General features: G+C 46.0%; 13 protein-coding genes and 1 tRNA gene. 6 read left to right on the forward strand and 8 right to left on the reverse strand.

The window, feature by feature from the left end:
* Nucleotides 1–5 precede the first annotated feature (5 nt).
* From JEQ21_RS05580 to JEQ21_RS05590, 3 genes are read right to left on the reverse strand one after another with little or no spacing between them, the layout of a single operon-like run.
* Nucleotides 6–1,244, reverse strand: coding sequence for a glutamate-5-semialdehyde dehydrogenase (locus JEQ21_RS05580; RefSeq protein ID WP_199364473.1), 1,239 nt, complete (start codon nucleotides 1,242–1,244; stop codon nucleotides 6–8).
* 8 nt (nucleotides 1,245–1,252) lie between these two features.
* Nucleotides 1,253–2,329: a glutamate 5-kinase gene (proB, locus tag JEQ21_RS05585; RefSeq protein WP_199364474.1), complete on the reverse strand. Its 1,077-nt coding sequence runs from the start codon at nucleotides 2,327–2,329 to the stop codon at nucleotides 1,253–1,255.
* 42 nt (nucleotides 2,330–2,371) lie between these two features.
* On the reverse strand, nucleotides 2,372–4,741 hold the full coding sequence (locus JEQ21_RS05590; RefSeq protein WP_199364475.1) for a pullulanase: 2,370 nt from the start codon (nucleotides 4,739–4,741) through the stop codon (nucleotides 2,372–2,374).
* 135 nt (nucleotides 4,742–4,876) lie between these two features.
* Here JEQ21_RS05590 and JEQ21_RS05595 point away from each other — a divergent pair, with 135 nt between their 5' ends.
* Both JEQ21_RS05595 and JEQ21_RS05600 read left to right on the forward strand, forming a co-directional pair.
* Nucleotides 4,877–5,416 carry an ECF transporter S component gene (locus tag JEQ21_RS05595; RefSeq protein ID WP_196091322.1) on the forward strand — a complete coding sequence of 180 codons (540 nt, stop codon included), beginning with the start codon at nucleotides 4,877–4,879 and terminating at the stop codon, nucleotides 5,414–5,416.
* Between the two features lie 10 nt (nucleotides 5,417–5,426).
* Complete coding sequence (locus JEQ21_RS05600; RefSeq protein ID WP_196091323.1) at nucleotides 5,427–5,837, forward strand: DUF4430 domain-containing protein; 411 nt, start codon at nucleotides 5,427–5,429, stop codon at nucleotides 5,835–5,837.
* 37 nt (nucleotides 5,838–5,874) lie between these two features.
* Here the strand turns inward: JEQ21_RS05600 and smc are convergent, their stop codons facing one another.
* The 3 genes from smc to JEQ21_RS05615 form a co-directional block, all read right to left on the reverse strand.
* Nucleotides 5,875–9,402, reverse strand: a complete 3,528-nt coding sequence (gene smc / locus JEQ21_RS05605; RefSeq protein ID WP_199364476.1) for a chromosome segregation protein SMC — start codon at nucleotides 9,400–9,402, stop codon at nucleotides 5,875–5,877.
* Entirely contained in the window at nucleotides 9,383–10,090 is a 708-nt protein-coding gene (gene rnc, locus JEQ21_RS05610) for a ribonuclease III (RefSeq protein ID WP_196091325.1), read from the reverse strand. Before rnc ends, smc begins: the two co-directional genes overlap by 20 nt.
* 122 nt (nucleotides 10,091–10,212) lie before the next feature.
* A complete protein-coding gene (locus JEQ21_RS05615; protein WP_199364477.1) occupies nucleotides 10,213–11,604 on the reverse strand; it encodes an amino acid permease in 1,392 nt (463 codons plus the stop codon).
* A 270-nt stretch (nucleotides 11,605–11,874) separates the two neighbouring features.
* Between JEQ21_RS05615 and JEQ21_RS05620 the strand changes: the two genes are divergently transcribed.
* The 4 genes from JEQ21_RS05620 (at nucleotide 11,875) to JEQ21_RS05635 (ending at nucleotide 15,278) form a co-directional block, all read left to right on the forward strand.
* Nucleotides 11,875–12,741 carry a sulfite exporter TauE/SafE family protein gene (locus tag JEQ21_RS05620; protein ID WP_233340766.1) on the forward strand — a complete coding sequence of 289 codons (867 nt, stop codon included), beginning with the start codon at nucleotides 11,875–11,877 and terminating at the stop codon, nucleotides 12,739–12,741.
* Nucleotides 12,738–13,841 (forward strand): Mbeg1-like protein, encoded by a 1,104-nt coding sequence (locus JEQ21_RS05625; protein ID WP_199364478.1) that lies wholly within the window; start codon nucleotides 12,738–12,740, stop codon nucleotides 13,839–13,841. Before JEQ21_RS05620 ends, JEQ21_RS05625 begins: the two co-directional genes overlap by 4 nt.
* A gap of 90 nt (nucleotides 13,842–13,931) precedes the next feature.
* A complete protein-coding gene (locus JEQ21_RS05630) occupies nucleotides 13,932–15,137 on the forward strand; it encodes a ferredoxin reductase family protein (protein WP_199364479.1) in 1,206 nt (401 codons plus the stop codon).
* 68 nt (nucleotides 15,138–15,205) lie between these two features.
* Nucleotides 15,206–15,278, forward strand: a tRNA-Thr gene (locus tag JEQ21_RS05635).
* A 69-nt stretch (nucleotides 15,279–15,347) separates the two neighbouring features.
* Here the strand turns inward: JEQ21_RS05635 and JEQ21_RS05640 are convergent.
* Complete coding sequence (locus tag JEQ21_RS05640; RefSeq protein ID WP_199364480.1) at nucleotides 15,348–16,370, reverse strand: hypothetical protein; 1,023 nt, start codon at nucleotides 16,368–16,370, stop codon at nucleotides 15,348–15,350.
* A gap of 524 nt (nucleotides 16,371–16,894) precedes the next feature.
* Nucleotides 16,895–19,401 (reverse strand): DUF1542 domain-containing protein (locus JEQ21_RS05645; protein ID WP_199364481.1); only part of this gene is annotated, 2,507 nt, incomplete at its 5' end.

Here is a 19,401-nt window from a genome sequence, read left to right on the forward strand (position 1 = left end):
CTCTCCTAACGAACATGACCTTGGCCGCTAACAACATACTTGTAGGTTGTCATTTCTCTTAGTCCCATCGGACCACGCGCATGCATTTTTTGAGTTGAAATGCCGAGCTCACAACCGAGGCCAAATTCGCCTCCGTCCGTGAAGCGGGTGGAAGCATTGACATAAACAGCTGCAGAATCCACCATCAAGGTAAAGCGGTTGGCTGTTTCTGAATGATCCGTCACAATGGCTTCGGAGTGTCCAGTCGAGTGCTCATTGATATGCGCGATGGCAGCTTGCGCATCGTCGACCACTTTCACAGCCATGATGTAATCTAAAAATTCAGTGTCAAAATCTTGTTCACCTGCCTGGGTCGATTGCTTCAAGAAAGCTTGTGCTTCTTGGTCTGCCCGCAACTCTACTTTCCCCTCCAAAGCTGCCTCAAAAGCTGGTAAAAATTCAGGAGCAATGTTCTTATGAACAACTAGAACTTCAGCCGAGTTGCAGACGGATGGGCGGCTGGTTTTGGCATTAACAGCAATGGAGACCGCCATGTCTAGATCTGCATCCTGATCAATATAAACGTGGCAAATTCCTGTCCCTGTTTCAATCACTGGAACTGTTGCCTGTTCGACAACTGCTTGGATGAGTCCAGCACCTCCCCGTGGAACCAAGAGATCAATCTTGCCCTTGGCCGTCATCATTTCCTGAGCTGATGCACGGCTGGTGTCCTGAACCAATTCAATAACACCTGGGTGGACGCCAGCTTCTTCTAAACCAGTTTTCAAAGCAGTTACAATTGCTTGTGCAGAATGAAAGGCCTCTTTTCCTCCCCGTAACATCACTGCATTTCCACTCTTAATGGCTAGAGCCGCCGCATCAGACGTTACATTGGGACGACTCTCATAAATCATCCCGACCAAGCCAAAAGGAATCGAACGTTTTTGAATCCGCAACCCATCTTGACGAACCTGCTCTTCCAAGACTAGGCCAACAGGATCTTCTAAATCAATCAAGACCCGAATTCCTGCCGCCATGGCCTCAATGCGTTCCTTGGTCAACAAGAGCCGGTCCTGCATAACAGGGCTGATTCTTCCCTGGGCCGCTTCCATATCCAAGGCGTTCCCGGCTAGAATGGCATCTGCTTGGGCTTCAAGTTGGTTCGCCATAGCTGCAAGCGCCTGGTTTTTCACCTGACTGCTGGCCAAATTGATAGAGGCCTTGTGCTCCAATAATGAATCCAATAATTCTTGTGTTGTTTTCATACTTTCTCCTATAGGGTTACCCAATCATTGCGGTGAATCAACAGTCCCTCAGCCTTACCATCTTTCAAGGCCTGCTCCAAATCCGCAGACGACAGACGCACGCGCCCCTTACCAATCAATTGATGCGACTCTTGACTGTAGACTTCAACCACCTGTCCAACTTCAAATTCACCTTCCACCTGCACCACTCCGGCCGCCAGCAAACTCCGGCTCTTATGTAAGAGTGCTTCGACAGCTCCTGGGTCAACTTCGACTAGAGCATCCACCCGGGCATAGAAGGCCATCCACTGTTTCCGCTGATTCATGGCATGGTTATTTTCTAAGAAGTAAGTGCCGCGATTTTCTTGTGTCACAGCCTGCAAAAGGGCTGTATCTTCTTTAGAGGAACAGATAAAGACTGGGACTCCAGACTTGGTTGCAATTTGAGCCGCCTGGAGTTTGGTCGTCATCCCCCCTGTTCCATTGGAAGATCCAGCTCCAGCTGCCATGGCAAAGAGTTCTTCACCAATGGACTCAATCACTGGCAAATGCTGGGCATTGGGATCCTGATTGGGATTGGCTGTATAGAGTCCATCCACATCCGTCAGAAGAACCAAAAGATCTGCCTTCAACAAGGAAGCCACTTGAGCAGAGAGGGTATCATTATCCCCAACCTTGATTTCCTCGATGGCGATGGTATCATTTTCGTTAATAATCGGAATGGCCCGCTGCTTGAGTAAAACCTGCAGGGCTTGCGAAGCATTCTGATAACGCCGGGCATCCGCAAAATCATCCTGGGTTAAGAGAATCTGGGCTGTGACAATCCCGTCCTTCATCAGATTCTGAGTGTACTCTTCAATTAAGAGCCCCTGCCCTACAGCAGCAGAAGCCTGTTTTTCCGCAATCTTAGTCGGTCGTTTGTCAAAGCCCAAGCGACGGAACCCCGCCGCAATGGATCCCGAGGTCACCAAAACGATATGGTGGCCTTGCTGGTGCAACTGGGCTAATTGGTTGGTGATCCGAGCTATCTTAATCCGATCCAGATTGCCATTTTCCTGGGTCAGGGAAGATGTACCGACTTTAAATACAATGGTTTTCTCTGCCATAGTCATCTCTTTCCATTTTCTGATTGGAAAAATTATACCACATTAGAGACGGATTTTCAGAACCGCTCCAGTCAAGGGATCCAAGACGACCCTATTTCCCTTAAAGGTCAGCCCTTGTTGTTGATTTACAGGAATTCCAGTCACATTCACCTGCTCACCATCCACTAGAACTTGCCTGGATTTTGCGACTTCTAACGGAGGCAGACGGATTTCCCGAGCTTGATTATCCGCATTGACCAGTACCATCAAAACTTCTTCAAGGCTGATATTTAGTTGATAAGCGATAAACAGATCTTCTCCTACCCCTGGGGTGAGGAGGTGCACCTTTTCATCCACTTGCTGCCGATCTGACAGACGAAAGACCTCTTCTGCTTTTCGCAAGGCAATCAGACCACGGGTATAGTCAAGAGTCTGCACTGCATGGGGATAAAGCTCCTTATTTCGAACTTTAGCCCAATCAAAGCGGTTCACCGCATCTGAAGCATCATAGGAATCATGGATAAAATAAGGAAACTGGAAGGGAGTTCCATCCGCATCTTCAAGTCGATAGGATTTATGAGGCTCCAAGTTCTTGGCAACCGGCTGCTCAAAATCAGGGTGGCGGAATTGCTTGGTCCGACCATACTCCTGTCCAGCATGCAGAAAGGCTGTCCCTTGAGAAGTGAATAAGAGCAGTTGCCCCAAACGAATACGGCGGTGAATTTCCGCCATATTTTCTGGATGAGCTGGATCCTTACGAATGGATTGGGCAATAATGTCAAATAATGGCAAGTTATCATGAGCCTCAATATATTGGATAACATCCCCTGGTTGATCCGCCTCAAAGTTGGAAGGTTGAGCCTTAAGAGACTGGAAGAGGTCGTCAATATCGGTTGGACCGCCCGTTAAGAAGGCAGATTCCCCTTCGGTTGGATAACCAGACTTGAGGCTATTACGGAAATGGTCTGAAAAGACAGCCACCTTATCTGTCTTGGACATCCAGTCTTGATCGGCAGCAGGACTTGTATCGCCCTCATCTCCAATATAGGTTCGCCAGCCCTCACCCAAAATCAGAGCCCAGGGATTTACAGCCAGAACAATACGCGAAATTTGATCCAGCGCCTCCGCATCATGGTCCCCCATCATATCAAAGCGGAAACCATCCACCTTGTAAACATCCATCAAGTAGGCAATGGATTCAATCATGATCCGACGGGTCATGGCATGGGTTGAGCCTAAGCGACCTCCACCAAAACTGGTTCGAGCTTGGCCATCCTCATCCATGAAATGGTAGTAATGGGGCTGCAAATCTTCAAAAATCCCTAGCTGGGCAGTATGATTGTAGACGACATCCAGAATGACTCCCATGCCCCGATCATGAATGGCTGCCACCAGGTTCTTAAACTCCTGAATTCGAAGTGCTGGATCAGCTGGATTTTTGGAATACATCCCTGTCAATGCAAAATAATGTTGCGGATCGTAACCCCAATTGTAATTGGTTCCTCCAGATGCATAATTCCACAGACCTTGCCGGGCTTGGAATTCATCCGCCAGATAATAACTAAGTACAGGTAATAGTTGGACGTGTGTCACTCCTAGCGACTGGATATAATCCAGGCGCTCTTCCATCGCCTCGAAGGTTCCAAAAGGAGCTTCTAATTCTTCCAGACTTTCAGGATCAGAGGTGAAGTCACGCACATGGACTTCGTAAATAATGGCGTCTTCCCGTTTTTTGAAACCTGGTATTTTCACATAATCTAAATCCCTACGACCAGTTGCTCTGGGGTCCAGGATAGCTCCCTTAGCGACTTGGTAGGCCAGTCCCCTATGTCTCTGTTCACTAGACCAAGCTGCCAAGGACGGAGCGTAGGGATCCAAAACTCGTACAATCTGGTCGCCACGATGGATTTGGAAATGATAAAAATACCCCCGTAAATCGGTGATTCCCAACTCCTTGTTGGCGTCCAAATCCAAGGCCCAGACTCCCTTTTCTTCAAGATTCATCGAAATCTGAGCAAGCTCTAAATCGGCATGTTCCTTATCGTATAAGATAAGCTCAACCAACCGGGCGGAAGGAGACCAAAAAGCAAAGCGAACGTGACTCCCATCTTCTCCCACTACAAGTCCCAATCTGGCCGCAGAGGCCGAGAACTGATCCATCAATTTCCAATCCAGAAAGCTATTCACAAGGGAATCCCCTACTTGAACCTGATAAGGTGCCGCAGCATCCACTTGCAAACTCGCTTTAAGGGAGAAGGATTGTCCTTCTTTTTGCCACTCGGCCTCCTTAACCAGAATCGCCTCTCCTTCTGAATCCCGAATCTCCACCAATTCCAGTAGCGAATCCAAATCCAAGTCTGTTTTCTCGGCTAGATAGACGACTAGTTCTTTTTCACTGATTTGCTTGGCACTCTTCACAGTATGGACTTTCATTTTCCCTGCTCCTTCATCTTGTTGAAATCGCTTTCTATTATAGACTCAAAAAGACCAGCTGTAAAGGGATTTTGATAGACAGAAAATAAAAACCTATGTTAAAATGAATATGAAATAGGAAAAAGAGGTATCCCCATGGATAAACGAGTTTGGTCCAGTCGCCGTCTGGCCTTTTTGGCCGTCATGGCAGCTTTTTGTTTTGTTGGCCGCCAAGTGACGGCTGCCCTACCCAACATTCAGCCCGTCACCGCCATCTTAATGATGTTAACCCTGCAATTGACCTTGGCAGATGGCGTTATCGTAGCAGCCCTGACGATTGTCATCTCCAACATTTTCTTGGGGATGGGTCCTTGGACCATCTATCAGATCCTGACTTATACGATCCTCATGGCAGGCCTCTATGGCCTCCGCCCACTCTATCGAAGCCTAGCTTCCAAGCCCAAAATTAGGCTAATTCTGTTTAGCATGATCGCCTTTCTCTTCGGCTTCCTCTACGGTTTCGTCATTTCCTTTTTCTCCGCTCAAACCTATAGCGTCAGCAACTTTTGGGCCTACTACCTGCAAGGACTGCCCTTCGACCTCCTGCACGCTCTAGGCAACGCTCTTTTCTACCTGATCTTGGAACCTATTTTAAGTCCCCTGATAAAGGTTTTACGCAAACAATATCATTTTTAAGGAGTTTTTTATGAAGAAATTTGCCCTGCTCGCCCTTACTGCCCTAGCCCTTACAGGTTGTGCTACGAACAACCAGTCTGCCACAGAATCCTCTTCATCATCGTCTGCGTCTAGCAGCCAGGTTGTGGAGTCCAACATTACAGTTTCTGTGACCCAAGACGGCAAAGCCATTGAAAACAGTCCTTTTGAACTTTCTTTCAAAGAAGGCGATAAATTGCTAGATGTCATGAAAGCGCAAATGGACATCAAAGAAGAAAACGGATTGGTAACTTCTATCAACGGCGTGGAACAACAACCAGATGAGCAAAAATACTGGCTCTTTGACGTCAATGGCCAAATGAGCGACAAGGGAGCTCAAGATGTTGAACTCAAAGATGGCGATAAGATTGATTGGAAGTTGGAAGCATATCAAGGTGAATAGTCACAAAAAAATTCGACCCTGAGGTCGAATTTTTTTGTTATTCCATATCTTTTAAACGAACAGAAACCAGACTCGATACACCGGATTCCTGCATGGTGACACCGTAGATACTGTCAGCTGCTGCCATGGTTCCCTTACGGTGGGTTACGACAATAAATTGAGACCGTTGGTCAAAGCGTTTGAGGTAATCCCCAAAACGTTTCACATTGGCTTCATCCAAGGCCGCTTCTACTTCGTCCAAAATGACAAAAGGAATGGTCTTAACACGTATAATTGCAAAGAGCAAGGCTAAAGCTGAGAGCGCCTTTTCCCCACCACTCATTAGATTTAGGGATTGAATCTTTTTACCAGGAGGTTGAACTGAAATCTCCACACCTGCGACCAGCAGGTCCGGATCCGTTAACAAGAGATCTGCCTGACCACCACCAAACATCTGACGGAAAGTCTCTTTGAAGCTCTGACGAATGGCTTCAAAGGTCGTTTGGAATCGTTCCCGAACTTCTTGGTTCATCTCATCCATGGTATCCAGCAACAAGGTTTTAGCATCCAGGATGTCCTGACGTTGGCTATTCAAGAAATCATGCCGCTCTTTAACTTCTTCATATTGCTCCAAGGCTGCCAAGTTCACAGGTCCTAATGCCTTGATCGCTCGTTCCAACTGCTTGAGTTCTTCCCGTGCTTGCTCAAGGTCTTCAACCGGTTGAGCCTGTTCACGCGCAGCTTCGATGGTCATCTGGTAATCATCTGTCAAGCGCTGCAAATCCCGTCGTAAGGCAGCTTCTAAACTAGATCGTTGGGAATCTAGCTGAGCTTCCTGCCGAATGAGGCCTTCATTTTCCCGACGGGCCTGGTCTAGGTGATCATTCAAGTCTTCCACTTGGGCTTCCAAGTCCTCTTTCTCAAACCGAAGTCGAATGAGGGCCTGCTGACAAGCATCTTTTTCGGCTTGAGCTTCTTGCAAGCGACTTTCCAAATCACTGGCTTGGCCTTGCAAGTCTTCAAGAGAAGCCAACTGCTGAAGGCGTCTTTCTAACTCAGCCTGCTCTTGTTCAAGACTTGTTAACTGAGCCTGCTTGGCATCTTTCTGACTCTGAAGGAGATTGAGCTGGCCTTTTTTACCTGTCTGTTCCACTAGCAAGTTCTGAAGTTTCTCTTCCAAGGCCTTAACCTGATCACGATGAGCGTCCTTGTTTTCACGAAGCGCTTCTAGATCGGCTTCCAGTTTAACCTTGTCTAGTCCGACTTCTCTGAGAGTTTCTTGTAACGATTCCAGTCTTTCTTGCAACTGGGCAGGCGCATTTTCCCCAAGTCTTTCTTGTTGATTTCGCAAAAGCTCCTTCAGGCGTTGGTAATCATTCTGAGCCTGTTCCCAATTGAGGCGGGTCGCTTGTTCCCGAAGCCGAAGAGCTTCACCATCCGTTTTGAGCTGTTCGAGGTCAGCTTGACCAGCGTCGACCTCTTTTTTGGTTTGGGCCAAGGATTGTTCTAACTGTCGTAAATCAACTTGGGCAGTTTGCAGCTGCGCTTGAACCTGCTCCAATTCTGGCTTCAGCAGCAGGCTCTGGTTGTTCCGCTGACTTCCTCCGGCATAGGCGCCACCAGCACGAATTTCCGAACCATCCAAGGTGATCAAGCGCAGGCGGTAGTTGAGACTACGGGCCGCTTGGCGAGCCTGGTCAATACTTTCAAAAATCGCAATGGTTCCCAAAAGATTACCGTAGATTCCCGCCAATTCCGGATCAAAGTGAATCACATCAACCGCCATCCCCAAAAATCCGGGTGCCTGAGCCAGGGTGGCTGCTTGCTGGTCTGAGATGGTCCGTGCTTGAATTCGTGTCAATGGCAGGAAGGTTGCCCGACCGGCCCGCTTTTCCTGAAGATAGCGAATGGCCTGGGTCGCTGCTTCTTCATCTTCCACAATCAGGTGTTGACTGCTAGCTCCCAAGGCCACGTCCAAAGCCTGCTGGAAGCGTAGGTCAAAGGTTAGGTGTTCACTAACCACCCCACGGATCCCCACAAGTCGGTCTTGGGCGGCCAGAACACTGCGAACACCTGCGTAGAGATTGGAATGATTGGCGAGAATATTTCCCAAAGTCTCCCGACGGGCATCCAACTTGCGGACCGTTTCCATCTGACCGAAATAAGTTTCCTGTTGCTGCTGATAGGATTGACGAAGCTGGACGAGTTTTGCCTCACGATCTTGAAAGTCCTTAAGCGCAGCCCCTAATTCCCTTTCGATAGCTTCTAGTTCTGTCTTCAAACGCTGGGTTTGACTTTCTGCCTCCTGCAACTGTTGCCCCAGCTCTTGCCGCTCTTGACTTCGCTGAGAATCCTGGGCTTCCTGAGCTTCCAATTGCGTTTCTAAACTCGTCGCCTGGTTGCTCAAATCTGCTTCTTTGCGTAGGAGTTCCAAGTAATGTTCGCGCAGTTGCTCCAAATGACTTTCTGGGTCATCTGCTTGACTGAGACGGTCACGAAGTCCCTTCTCTACATCCTTCAGTAAAGCCAAAGCTTGAGCCTCCGAAGCCAATCCCTCTTCTAAGTCTTGAAGGGCTTGTTTGAGAGCAGATTCTTCCTGAGTCAGTTCAGCGAGACGCTTGCGCCCTTCAGCTTCCACCTGACCCGATTGTTGACGTTCCTGCTTCAGCAAGGCTTGCTTGGTTTGATAATCCGCCACCAAAGAAGTCAAGGTCAATAAATCTTCCTGCTTCTTAGCCATCTCCCCTTCAACAGCTTGCGCCTTGGTTCGACAAACCTGTAGCTCCTCCTCCAAGCTCAAACGCCGCTCCTTGAAAGACGTCAACTTGCCCTCAACCTCCGTTAAAGCCGCAACCACTTGATCTAGTTCGCGTTTCCCTTGACCCAATTGCGCTAGGATAAAATCCAAAGTTGCTTGGTACCGCCGACCATCTAAGTCTTGAAAACGGCGGGCAACCTCCGCCTGCTCTTTGAGGGGAGGTAACTGCAATTCAAGTTCGTAGAGAATATCCTCCAAGCGGTCCAAGTTTTCCTGGGTCTGCTTGAGTTTATTTTCTGTTTCCTTACGACGCGTTTTGTACTTGAGAACACCCGCGGCTTCTTCAAAAATAGCCCGACGCTCCTCTGGCTTACTCGTAAAGATTTCTTCGACTTTTCCCTGGGAAATGATCGAAAAGGAATCCCTTCCCAAACCGGTATCCATAAAAAGCTCATGAATGTCTTTTAAACGCACCTTACGTCCATCAATCCGGTACTCACTATCTCCATTCCGGAAAATCTGCCGTTCAATCTGAACCTGCTCCCCTTGACCAGCCAAGTACTGATCCTGATTGTCCAAGGTTACCCGCACCCGGGCATAGTTAAGGGGGGAACGAGCTTCCGTTCCCGCAAAAATAACATCCGGCATCTTGCCTCCACGGAGGCTTTTGACACTGGATTCTCCCAAGGCCCAACGCAGACTCTCTGTAATATTACTTTTTCCAGAGCCATTGGGCCCGACGATGGCGGTTACGCCATCGTCAAAGGCCACTTTGGTCTTGTCGGCAAAGGATTTAAAACCTTGGATTTCAATTTCCTTTAAGTACATGCGCTTCCCTTTCTGCGACAGCCTTTTTAGCTGCTTCCTGTTCGGCTAATTTCTTGGAACGTCCCAACCCTCTAGCCAATTCTTGGTCATTCAGAAAGACTCCAACTAGAAATTCTTTGGCATGAGCAGGCCCCGATTCTTTTAGAACTTGGTAGCGAATCTGGACATCACCCCCAGCCTGGAGCAGTTCTTGAAGGTGAGTTTTATAGTCCACCACGCGCTCAAACTGTCCTTTTTCAATTTTGGGGATAATGTAAGTGGCTATAAAGGTTCGAACGGCTTCCACACCTTGGTCTAGAAGCAGGGCACCTAGAAAGGCTTCAAAGAGATCGCCTAAGATCGTCTCGCGGGAACGGCCTCCATTTTTTTCCTCCCCTTTCCCTAAGCGGATATATTGGTCAAATTGACAATCCCGGGAAAAACCAGCAAGACTTTCTTCTCGGACCATCATCGACCGAAGTTTAGACAACTCCCCTTCCGGTTTTTCCGGAAAACGAGCATACAGATATTCGGAAATCAAAAGCTGTAGAACAGCGTCTCCTAAAAATTCCAAACGTTCATTATGTGAAATGTTTAAGAGACGGTGCTCATTGGCATAGGAAGTATGAGTAAAAGCTGTTTCTAAGAGTGTTGTATCTTGAAAGGTAAGACCAAACTCTTGATCCAACATGGTTGTTAACTGATTCATAAAAAGCTCCTTTCAACCTGCTGTTACTATTGTATCATGCTAAGGCTATCCAGGCAAAAAAGAATGGAGATTCCTGAAAGATAAAAACGCCAATCTCCAAAGATCGACGTTTCTTAGCTCTATTATGAATTTAGGATCGAATGCTTCTGTCCGTATAGGAAATAAATCAGGCTTCCCAAAATAATCGAAATTCCAAAAGCAACCCAGGTTAGGCCATCATACTGCACCATAAAGGACAGGCAGATAAGGATCGATAAAATGGGTAGCAAAGGAACAAGTGGCGTCTTAAACTCCTGGCCATTCGGCATTCCCTGCGTTTGACGCAAACGGATGAGACCCAAAGCCAAAATAATCAAATAAGCCAGCGTCACAATATTCAGGAAGGAAGCTAGACTGGCTAAAGGGAAAATTCCCGCAAAGATGGCCGCAAAAACTCCCACTAAAAGAGTTGCATTGGTCGGCACCTTGCTGACAGGATTTAGTTTCCTAAAAGCCTGAGGCAAAAGACCATCACGCGCAATGGAATAGATCATCCGAGAAAGGGCGTAGGTCAGCGAAATGCAAACCGTGATTAAGGTTAAAATCGCTACCAGGGAAACATAGTTAGCCGCCCACGTTAACCCCGCACTCCTCAAGGCAAAGGCCACCGCATCCGCCACATTGAGCTGATCATAAGGCACAATCCCTGTCAAAACAAGGGTCACTAGGATGTACATCAGGGTTACAAAAATCAAGGCCAAACCAATCCCACGCGGAACATTTTTCTGTGGCTCCTTCACCTCATCCACTGCCATCGACAAAGATTCGTACCCCAAAAAGCTAAAGAACATCAAGGAAGCCCCCGCCATAATCCCTGTCTTAGCTCCATAGAGAGAACCAAAACCAAAAGGTGCAAAATCAGCCCAGTTAGCAGGTTTGATATAAAAAGCTCCTGCCAAAACAAATAAGAAAAGGGCGGAAAACTTCAAGATTACCAGAAATGAGTTAAAGCGCAGAGCCGTTTTAGATTGCAAGAGGACCACAGCCGTCACAAACGCAACAACCAGAACAGGCAACAGGTCAATGTAAGTCCCTGCCGCTGGGTTAAAAGTACCACTCAAGGCCTGAGGAAATCCCCAACCAAAGGAGGCCAGCAAACCCTTGAGGTATCCACCCCAACCTGCAGCCACACCTGACACAGCCATCATATACTCCAAAATGGTAAACCAGCCCACCATCCAAGCAGGATACTCCCCAAATACAGCATAAATATATGAATAAGCTCCCCCTGATGCTGGGATTCGTGATGCAAATTCTGCAAAGAAGAGGGCGGACAAGCCCACACAGAAGGCGGATATGATAATGGAAATCACCAAGGCTGGTCCAGCTAAGGTTGCCGCTCCAATACCGGTAATGGTGAAAATCCCAGTCCCCACCATCGCTCCCGTGCCTAAAAATAGTAGGTCTCTCAGACCCAGATGGCGCCGCATTTCAGTTCGAGTTTGGCTCCCATCTTTTTTTCGAAATGCTTTCATATTCTACTCCCTTTTTCAAATACTCCTTATTCTATCACATGCCCATCCCTTTTGTTCGTATAAATAGCTGAAAAATAAAATTCAATCCACCTTGCGAATCTGGAAGCAGAGTTCGCTATCCCACTAGTCACTGTCGATTCTATGGTATACTTATACTCTAGTCATACTGCATTGCACTATAGTGGAAGGAGGGCTACCTCTACCTAAACAGGATTTTGTGAAGTCGGCTCTTTCCCTTTTAATTCTGAAAGGAGAATTCTTATCGTTACTATGATCTTGACGATTCTGATCGTCCTATGCCTGATCTACTTAACCGCTCTTGGTCGGAGAGCCAGCCTTCGGGAACTTTTTGAAACTGGCCCTAAGGCTGTTACCGGTTTTTTTATTGGATTCATCGCCGATTTTCTAGACACTCTTGGAATTGGATCCTTCCTCACCACTACCACTCTCTTTCGCGCAGCTCGCTACTTGGACGACGACCGGCAACTTCCAGGAACGCTCAATGTTATGCACACCCTCCCAACTCTGGTTGAAGCTCTCTTTTTCATCAGTGTGGTTCAAGTAGATGCTTTAACCTTGATTTCCATGGTTACCGCTGCTACAATCGGAGGAAAACTAGGGAGTGAGATCGTCAGTCATCTAGACAAGAAGTTTATCCTTACAACCGTCAGCATTGCCATGTTTCTTACGAGTCTCATCATGCTAGGACGAATCACGGGACTTGTCGACTCCCTTGGTTCTGGCAATACTGCCATGGGCTTGACTGGTTGGAAGCTCCTTATTGGTATCATTGGAAACTTTATTCTTGGGGCACTCATGTCGGCTGGTGTGGGGCTCTACTCTCCCTGTATGGTGATGGTCTATCTGCTAGGAATGAACCCTCTAGCAGCCTTCCCTATCATGATGACCTCCTGTGCAGCCCTTATGCCCGTTTCAAGCATGACCTTTATGAAAAACGACTCCTATTATAAAAAAGGGCTTGGTTGGATGATTTTTGGTGGTGTTATCGGAGTTATTATTGCTGCTACTCTGGTCCAAAGCCTCTCTCTCACCGTTTTGAGCTGGGTTATCGTCGTAGTAGGTTTCTTCACCTCCTTCACCCTCTTTCGAGCTAGTCAGAAAGTGGAAACCGTATGAACACCTTAGACTATATAAACGAAGTCCAGTATGATGATCTCTACGATCGCCCTTATGGGGAAATCGACTACCTCCTTTTAGCTGAGCTGAGTTACCTACCTTTTGATGACCTAGTCCCTTCAAGCTTTTCGCCACGTGAAGCCAAAAGGCTAGTTGACTTAGCGCCTAAACTCCCCCATGATCCATCTCCCCTCATGACGGAGCGTTATTCGTTATTGGAAGCTATGGTCGCAAGCAAGCGTTACAAAAACCTCAAGCTGGTTGGATTTCAAAATATTATCAAGACTGAAGAAAATGTTCAGTTCTCAGCAATCATCTTTTGCCTCAAACCCCAAACCTATGTCCTGGCCTTTCGAGGAACCGACGACAGTTTGGTCGGTTGGAAAGAGGACTTGCTCATGTCTTATTTGGACGAAGTCCCCGCCCAATACTTGGCTAAATCCTATCTAGATTTGGCTTTACAAAAATTAGAAGGAGATATTGTCATTACAGGTCACTCAAAGGGCGGCAATTTAGCTATCTATGCCGCTAGTCAAGCCAAGGAAGAGTTTCAAAAAAAGCTGAGTCATATCTACTCCTTCGATGGACCTGGCCTTCACACCACTATTCTCAGCAGTAATAGTTACCAGAATATTCACCCAAAAATTCAACGGTATATTCCAGAAAACTCAGTAGTTGGCGTCCTCCTCTATTCCCAAGCTCCTGCCCATATCATTCAAAGCTCTGTTCGAAACGGGATGGCTCAACACAATACCTTTACTTGGGAAATTGAAGACCATCAGTTTAAACGAAAAAACAAGCTTTCTACAGGAAGTCAACAACTCGCGCAAACCATGCTTCACCTGGTTGAACAAGTGCCAGACAAAGAGCTCGCAAACGTTATCCAAACCTTTTTCTCACTCTTAGAGGAGGAAGGTATCACCTCCATTAATGTCTTTTTCCAACGAAACGCCATCAGTCCTATTCTTAAAGTGATCCAACGAAGCCAAACGTTGAGTCCCGAACAAAGAGATTTGCTGTTTAAATTTGGACAATTTTTCCTACAACTCCGACAGGAAGTTCGTAAGGAAACCTCAGAGAGAAACTTAACAGACCCATAAAGAACTGCATTCCCCACAAGCACATTTCTTGCTTATGGGGATTCTTTTTTGATAGACTAGAAAAGATTTTATTCTAGATAGGAGTATTACATGAAATCGTTAAAAGGAATCTTCCTTCTGCTCTTTTCCTTTGCCATAACCGCTTGGGTTTGGGCGCAGGCTGGCTTAACGATGTTTATCATACCAGCTCTGGCTCTAACAGCCCTCTCCCTCACTTTTTTACTCACTACACGGGCTCTATGGCTCGAAAAACTCTTTCATGGTTTGGAAAACATGTATGCTTTGCATAAGTTTTTAGCTTGCTTCGCCCTGGTTCTCATGCTCCTCCATCGAATTGGCATGGTCGGTCTAGTACCACCACGTCTAGGAGAAGTTGTCGGTGTCCGAATGGGAAATTATAGTCTGGCAATCTTTTTGATCCTTATTCTCCTTGCTTACCTCGGTAAAAAAATCCCTTACGAAACATGGCGTTGGATTCATCGATTGGTCTTTTTTGGATATCTATTTGCGGTTCACCATGTCTATATGCTGATGGGGAATCTCGTCTTAACCTTTACACCTCTTGGAATTGTAACGAACTTTTTCATACTTGTTGGTTTTGCCTCCACCTTCTACATCATGATTTACTACCCAACCTTTGGTTTTTCCTATTTTGGTAAAGTTGCAAAAATTGAAAAAGTAAACCATGATACCGTTGACCTAACTCTACAATTACAAAAAAACTTCCCTTTTGAAGCTGGACAATTTGCATTTCTGCAAATCCGAGAAGAAGGTTTTGAAACCAGAGCCCATCCATTTTCTATCTCTGGAGGACATGGAAAAACCATTCAGTTTACCATTAAAAATTCTGGTGACCACACCGCCAACCTTTATAACAACTTGAAAGTCGGCCATAAGGTTGCACTCGATCGGGCTTATGGGCATATGCTCCTCCAACAAGGACAAAAGCGCCAAGTATGGATTGCCGGCGGAATTGGTTTGACCCCCTTCTTAGCAGGGCTTCGCCAGGCTCATAAACTAGAGGCAGAAATCGATCTTTACTATGCCTATACAGGGGAAGAAAATGCGATTCACCTTGATCTGCTTCAAGAAGAAGCAAAGACAAACCCTCATTTTCGCCTACACCTCGTCAACAGTCAGGTTGACGGCTACCTCGATTTTGAACAGGAAAGCCTTCCAGAATCAGGAACTGTCTTCATGTGTGGCCCTCAACCTATGATGGCTGCTCTCAGCAAACAAATCCACAAGAGAAACCCAAAACTTGAGTTGATCTATGAGGGGTTTAAATTCCGCTAAATTTTCAAAAAAGTTTTCAAAACCTATTGACACCTACTTGGTCATCTTGTATACTAAGTAGGTAAGTTGCTGATTTAGCTCAGTTGGCAGAGCGCATCCATGGTAAGGATGAGGTCGCCGGTTCAATCCCGGCAATTAGCATTGTAACTCGGAGCCCTTCCGAGTTTTTTCTATCCTAAAAAGCTGGCGGATCAATTCCTGCCAGCTTTTTTATTCTAGTATTTGATATAAGACGACCTGATTTTGACCATGGTTAGCAGAAAAAATATAGGCATCCCCCTCAACGGAAAATCCAAGCACATTGCTGGCTCCAACACCTGCTTCTACCACCTGACTCTCAATACCATCCTCCTTCATTTGGAGGAGAATCAATTCAGCCTTCCCTTCTCGATAACCAAATAGTATAGATGCCTTTTGGGCTAAATAGCCCGCCCAAAGGGCGTGCCCAAAAGGAGTCGGACTCGGGAAACGATAGACTTCCTGCTGGAAAACCGCATTCAGAACTCTAAAACGGTCCCCGTAGAAACCTTGAATAATTGCCTTATCCTTAGCATCTGGGCCAGTCCAGTCTACTTCAACCACATCACTAGTTTCTTCATGAAAGATTTGTTCTAAATTCCAATCCGGATTCTCTTTAGTGGGATATTCTAGTTTAAAGACACCGTCTGCGGATGCAATTAAGGAATAGCCTTCTTCTTTTACTGAGAAGTAACCATGATTTTTCAACAAACGAACAGGTAACTCTTGTAACCCTCTCAGGCTTCTACTTTTCTGATCGAAATAACCGACATGTAGTTTCCCACGATCTAACCAGTCCTCTGGGAAAAGTTTAGAATTGGCTATGGTTGCACCTATGAAATAGATGGTTTTACCATCCTCAGCCTGTACCAAATCAAAACGATGAAGATAAGGAAAATGCATCAAGGGACGAATTTCCCAAGATCCATCCTGGTAATGCCCGTATACCAACTGACAATGTGCTCCATCGTACTCTGGATAAAATCCTTGGGTCGCTATAAAATCAAGACTATTCGGTACCTGAACAATAGACTTAGTCCCTCCTGAACCTTCCCAAACAAGCTGTTTCGAGAACTGATTCCCTACATCATAAGCAAAACAAGCCCCTTCTTTTCCTTCCGAGGCAACTAAAAGAAATTCTGCATCAGGATGCTGCAGGTGGCTCACTGCAAAAACCGATTCTAAGGGATCGGAAAGAATTTTCTTAAATTCCATCTGATCCTCCTTTCTAGTCATAGGATGACTGTGGCGATACTCGATGGAAATCAATTCTACAGTTTTAGTTTATCTTTTAGCACTGTGTTAGCTCGTCTTGCCTTACTTATTTGAAACATTCTTCGAAAGTTTTTGCAGCAAGCTCAAAATCTCCCCCAAAGATTTTGAGCTGTCTGCGACTCGCTGTCTTGGACTAAAAGTAAACTACTACTTATTTCATTTTAAAATCTGACTAGGCAAGCCGATGAAGGTTGAACTTAAGTTCACCAAAGAGGTTTAACAACGTTCAGTTTTTGAACTGCATAGAGTATAAAAGACTATAATGGGAGGGCTTCACTAACACCAGATTTGTATTTCCAATGAGTATAAGAGAAATAATAAAAATTGTGAAAGAATCACAAAATTAAACTTTTATATAATAGAATAATGATTATAGTTATATTATAAGGTTTTTTAGTAAAATTTCAAGAATCTACAACAAAAAACGAGGTTTCAAAACCTCGTTTTTTTAATGCTTAGATGAATTATTTTTCATCTTCTTTTTTTCGGCGAGAACGTACACCAGCTAACAACAATATAAGGGCTAAACCGCTTGCTGCAAGGGCTTGACTAGATTCTTCACCTGTATTTGGTAATTGACCTGCCTGGGATTTATTACCAGTTGATTCAGTCAAATTGCTTGAAGCAGTCTCTTGATTGGAGACTTTGAATGAGCCTGCAACTCGCTTGTTACCATTATTGGTATCAGGTTTTGTTGCCGGTTTGTCACCATTCTTGCGTCCGATTGGATTAATAGCTTCAATCACTGCAAATCCTGCATCTTTAGCGGAAGTCACAGCAGCATTGCTAGTAGCAGCATTAATCTCAGATTTCGCCCTTTCTGCTTCAATGTCTACTTGAGACTTAGCAGCGGATTTCTCTTCGTCTGTGAGATCCGTACGGGCATCTATTTCGTCCTTCTTCGCTTGGGCAGCATCATCGATCGCTTTCTTAGCGGCATCCTTGGCCACCGGAGATGGATTTACTGAGTTTATGTCTGTTGCACCAGCATCCTTAGCGAAAGTTACTCCATCGTTGGTTGTCGCAGCGTCGATTGCTTGTTTGGCTTGGTCAGCCTTAGTATCAACCTCAGACTTAGCAGCTGATTTCTCTTCGTCTGTAAGATCAGATCGAGCGTCAATCTTAGACTTCTTCGCTTGGGCAGCTTCGTCAATAGCTGCTTTAGCCGCTTCCTTGGCTACCGGAGATGGATTTACTGAGTTAATATCTGTTACACCTGCGTCTTTGGAAGATGACACACCAGCGTTGGTTGTTGCGTTATCGATGGCTTTCTTCGCGTCAGTGGCTTTAGAATCAATTTCTGATTTAGCGGTTGATTTTTCTTCATCTGTGAGATCAGGACGAGCGTCAATCTCAGACTTCTTAACTTGTGCAGCATCATCGATCGCTTTCTTAGCGGCATCCTTAGCCACTGGAGATGGATTCACTGAATTAATATCTGTTACGCCAGTGACTTTGGCAGATGATACACCAGCGTTAGTTGTCGCAGCGTCGATCGCTTGTTTGGCTTGGTCAGCCTTAGTATCAACCTCAGACTTAGCAGCTGATTTCTCTTCGTCTGTAAGGTCAGATCGAGCGTCAATCTTAGACTTCTTCGCTTGGGCAGCTTCGTCAATAGCTGCTTTAGCCACTTCCTTGGCTACTGGAGATGGATTTACTGAGTTAATATCTGTTACGCCTGCGTCTTTGGCGGAAGTTACTCCATCGTTGGTTGTCGCAGCGTCGATCGCTTGTTTGGCTTGGTCAGCCTTAGTATCAACCTCAGACTTAGCAGCTGATTTCTCCTCGTCTGTAAGGTCAGATCGAGCGTCAATCTTAGACTTCTTAGCTTGAGCAGCATCATCGATCGCTTTCTTAGCGGCATCCTTGGCTACTGGAGATGGATTTACTGAGTTAATATCTGTTACACCTGCATCTTTAACGGAAGTCACGACATCGTTGGTTGTTGCAGCGTCAATTGCTTTCTTCGCGTCAGTGGCTTTAGAATCAACATCGGATTTAGCAGTGGATTTTTCCTCGTCAGTCAAGTTTGTACGAGCATCAATCTCGTCTTTCTTAGCTTGAGCAGCATCATCGATCGCTTTCTTAGCGGCATCCTTGGCTACCGGAGATGGATTCACTGAGTTTATGTCTGTTATACCAGTGTCTTTGGTAGATGATACAGCATCGTTGGTTGTCGCGTTATCGATGGCTTTCTTAGCGTCAGTGGCTTTAGAATCAACATCGGATTTAGCAGTGGATTTTTCCTCGTCAGTCAAGTCTGTACGAGCATCAATCTCGCCTTTCTTAGCTTGAGCAGCTTCATCGATCGCTTTCTTAGCGGCATCCTTGGCTACCGGAGATGGGTTTACTGAGTTGATATCCGATACTCCTGCATCTTTAGCGGAAGTCACGCCATCGTTGGTTGTTGCAGCGTCAATTGCTTTCTTCGCGTCAGTGGCTTTAGAATCAACATCGGATTTAGCTGTTGCTTTTTCTTCGTCTGTAAGATCAGATCGAGCGTCAATCTTAGACTTCTTCGCTTGGGCAGCTTCGTCAATAGCTGCTTTAGCCGCTTCCTTGGCTACCGGAGATGGATTTACTGAGTTAATATCTGTTACACCTGCGTCTTTGGAAGATGACACACCAGCGTTGGTTGTTGCGTTATCGATGGCTTTCTTCGCGTCAGTGGCTTTAGAATCAATTTCTGATTTAGCGGTTGATTTTTCTTCATCTGTGAGATCAGGACGAGCGTCAATCTCAGACTTCTTAACTTGTGCAGCATCATCGATCGCTTTCTTAGCGGCATCCTTAGCCACTGGAGATGGATTCACTGAATTAATATCTGTTACGCCAGTGACTTTGGCAGATGATACACCAGCGTTAGTTGTCGCAGCGTCGATCGCTTGTTTGGCTTGGTCAGCCTTAGTATCAACCTCAGACTTAGCAGCTGATTTCTCTTCGTCTGTAAGGTCAGATCGAGCGTCAATCT

This window comes from Streptococcus sp. 121 (genome assembly GCF_016458205.1).
Taxonomy (GTDB): Bacteria; Bacillota; Bacilli; order Lactobacillales; family Streptococcaceae; genus Streptococcus.

Excerpts from the sequence above, each read along its gene's own strand:
- JEQ21_RS05580 (WP_199364473.1), bottom strand. The coding sequence starts at position 1,244 with ATGAAAACAACACAAGAATTATTGGATTCATTATTGGAGCACAAGGCC.
- proB (WP_199364474.1), bottom strand. The coding sequence starts at position 2,329 with ATGGCAGAGAAAACCATTGTATTTAAAGTCGGTACATCTTCCCTGACC.
- JEQ21_RS05590 (WP_199364475.1), bottom strand. The coding sequence starts at position 4,741 with ATGAAAGTCCATACTGTGAAGAGTGCCAAGCAAATCAGTGAAAAAGAA.
- JEQ21_RS05595 (WP_196091322.1), top strand. The coding sequence starts at position 4,877 with ATGGATAAACGAGTTTGGTCCAGTCGCCGTCTGGCCTTTTTGGCCGTC.
- JEQ21_RS05600 (WP_196091323.1), top strand. The coding sequence starts at position 5,427 with ATGAAGAAATTTGCCCTGCTCGCCCTTACTGCCCTAGCCCTTACAGGT.
- smc (WP_199364476.1), bottom strand. The coding sequence starts at position 9,402 with ATGTACTTAAAGGAAATTGAAATCCAAGGTTTTAAATCCTTTGCCGAC.
- rnc (WP_196091325.1), bottom strand. The coding sequence starts at position 10,090 with ATGAATCAGTTAACAACCATGTTGGATCAAGAGTTTGGTCTTACCTTT.
- JEQ21_RS05615 (WP_199364477.1), bottom strand. The coding sequence starts at position 11,604 with ATGAAAGCATTTCGAAAAAAAGATGGGAGCCAAACTCGAACTGAAATG.
- JEQ21_RS05620 (WP_233340766.1), top strand. The coding sequence starts at position 11,875 with ATGATCTTGACGATTCTGATCGTCCTATGCCTGATCTACTTAACCGCT.
- JEQ21_RS05625 (WP_199364478.1), top strand. The coding sequence starts at position 12,738 with ATGAACACCTTAGACTATATAAACGAAGTCCAGTATGATGATCTCTAC.
- JEQ21_RS05630 (WP_199364479.1), top strand. The coding sequence starts at position 13,932 with ATGAAATCGTTAAAAGGAATCTTCCTTCTGCTCTTTTCCTTTGCCATA.
- JEQ21_RS05640 (WP_199364480.1), bottom strand. The coding sequence starts at position 16,370 with ATGGAATTTAAGAAAATTCTTTCCGATCCCTTAGAATCGGTTTTTGCA.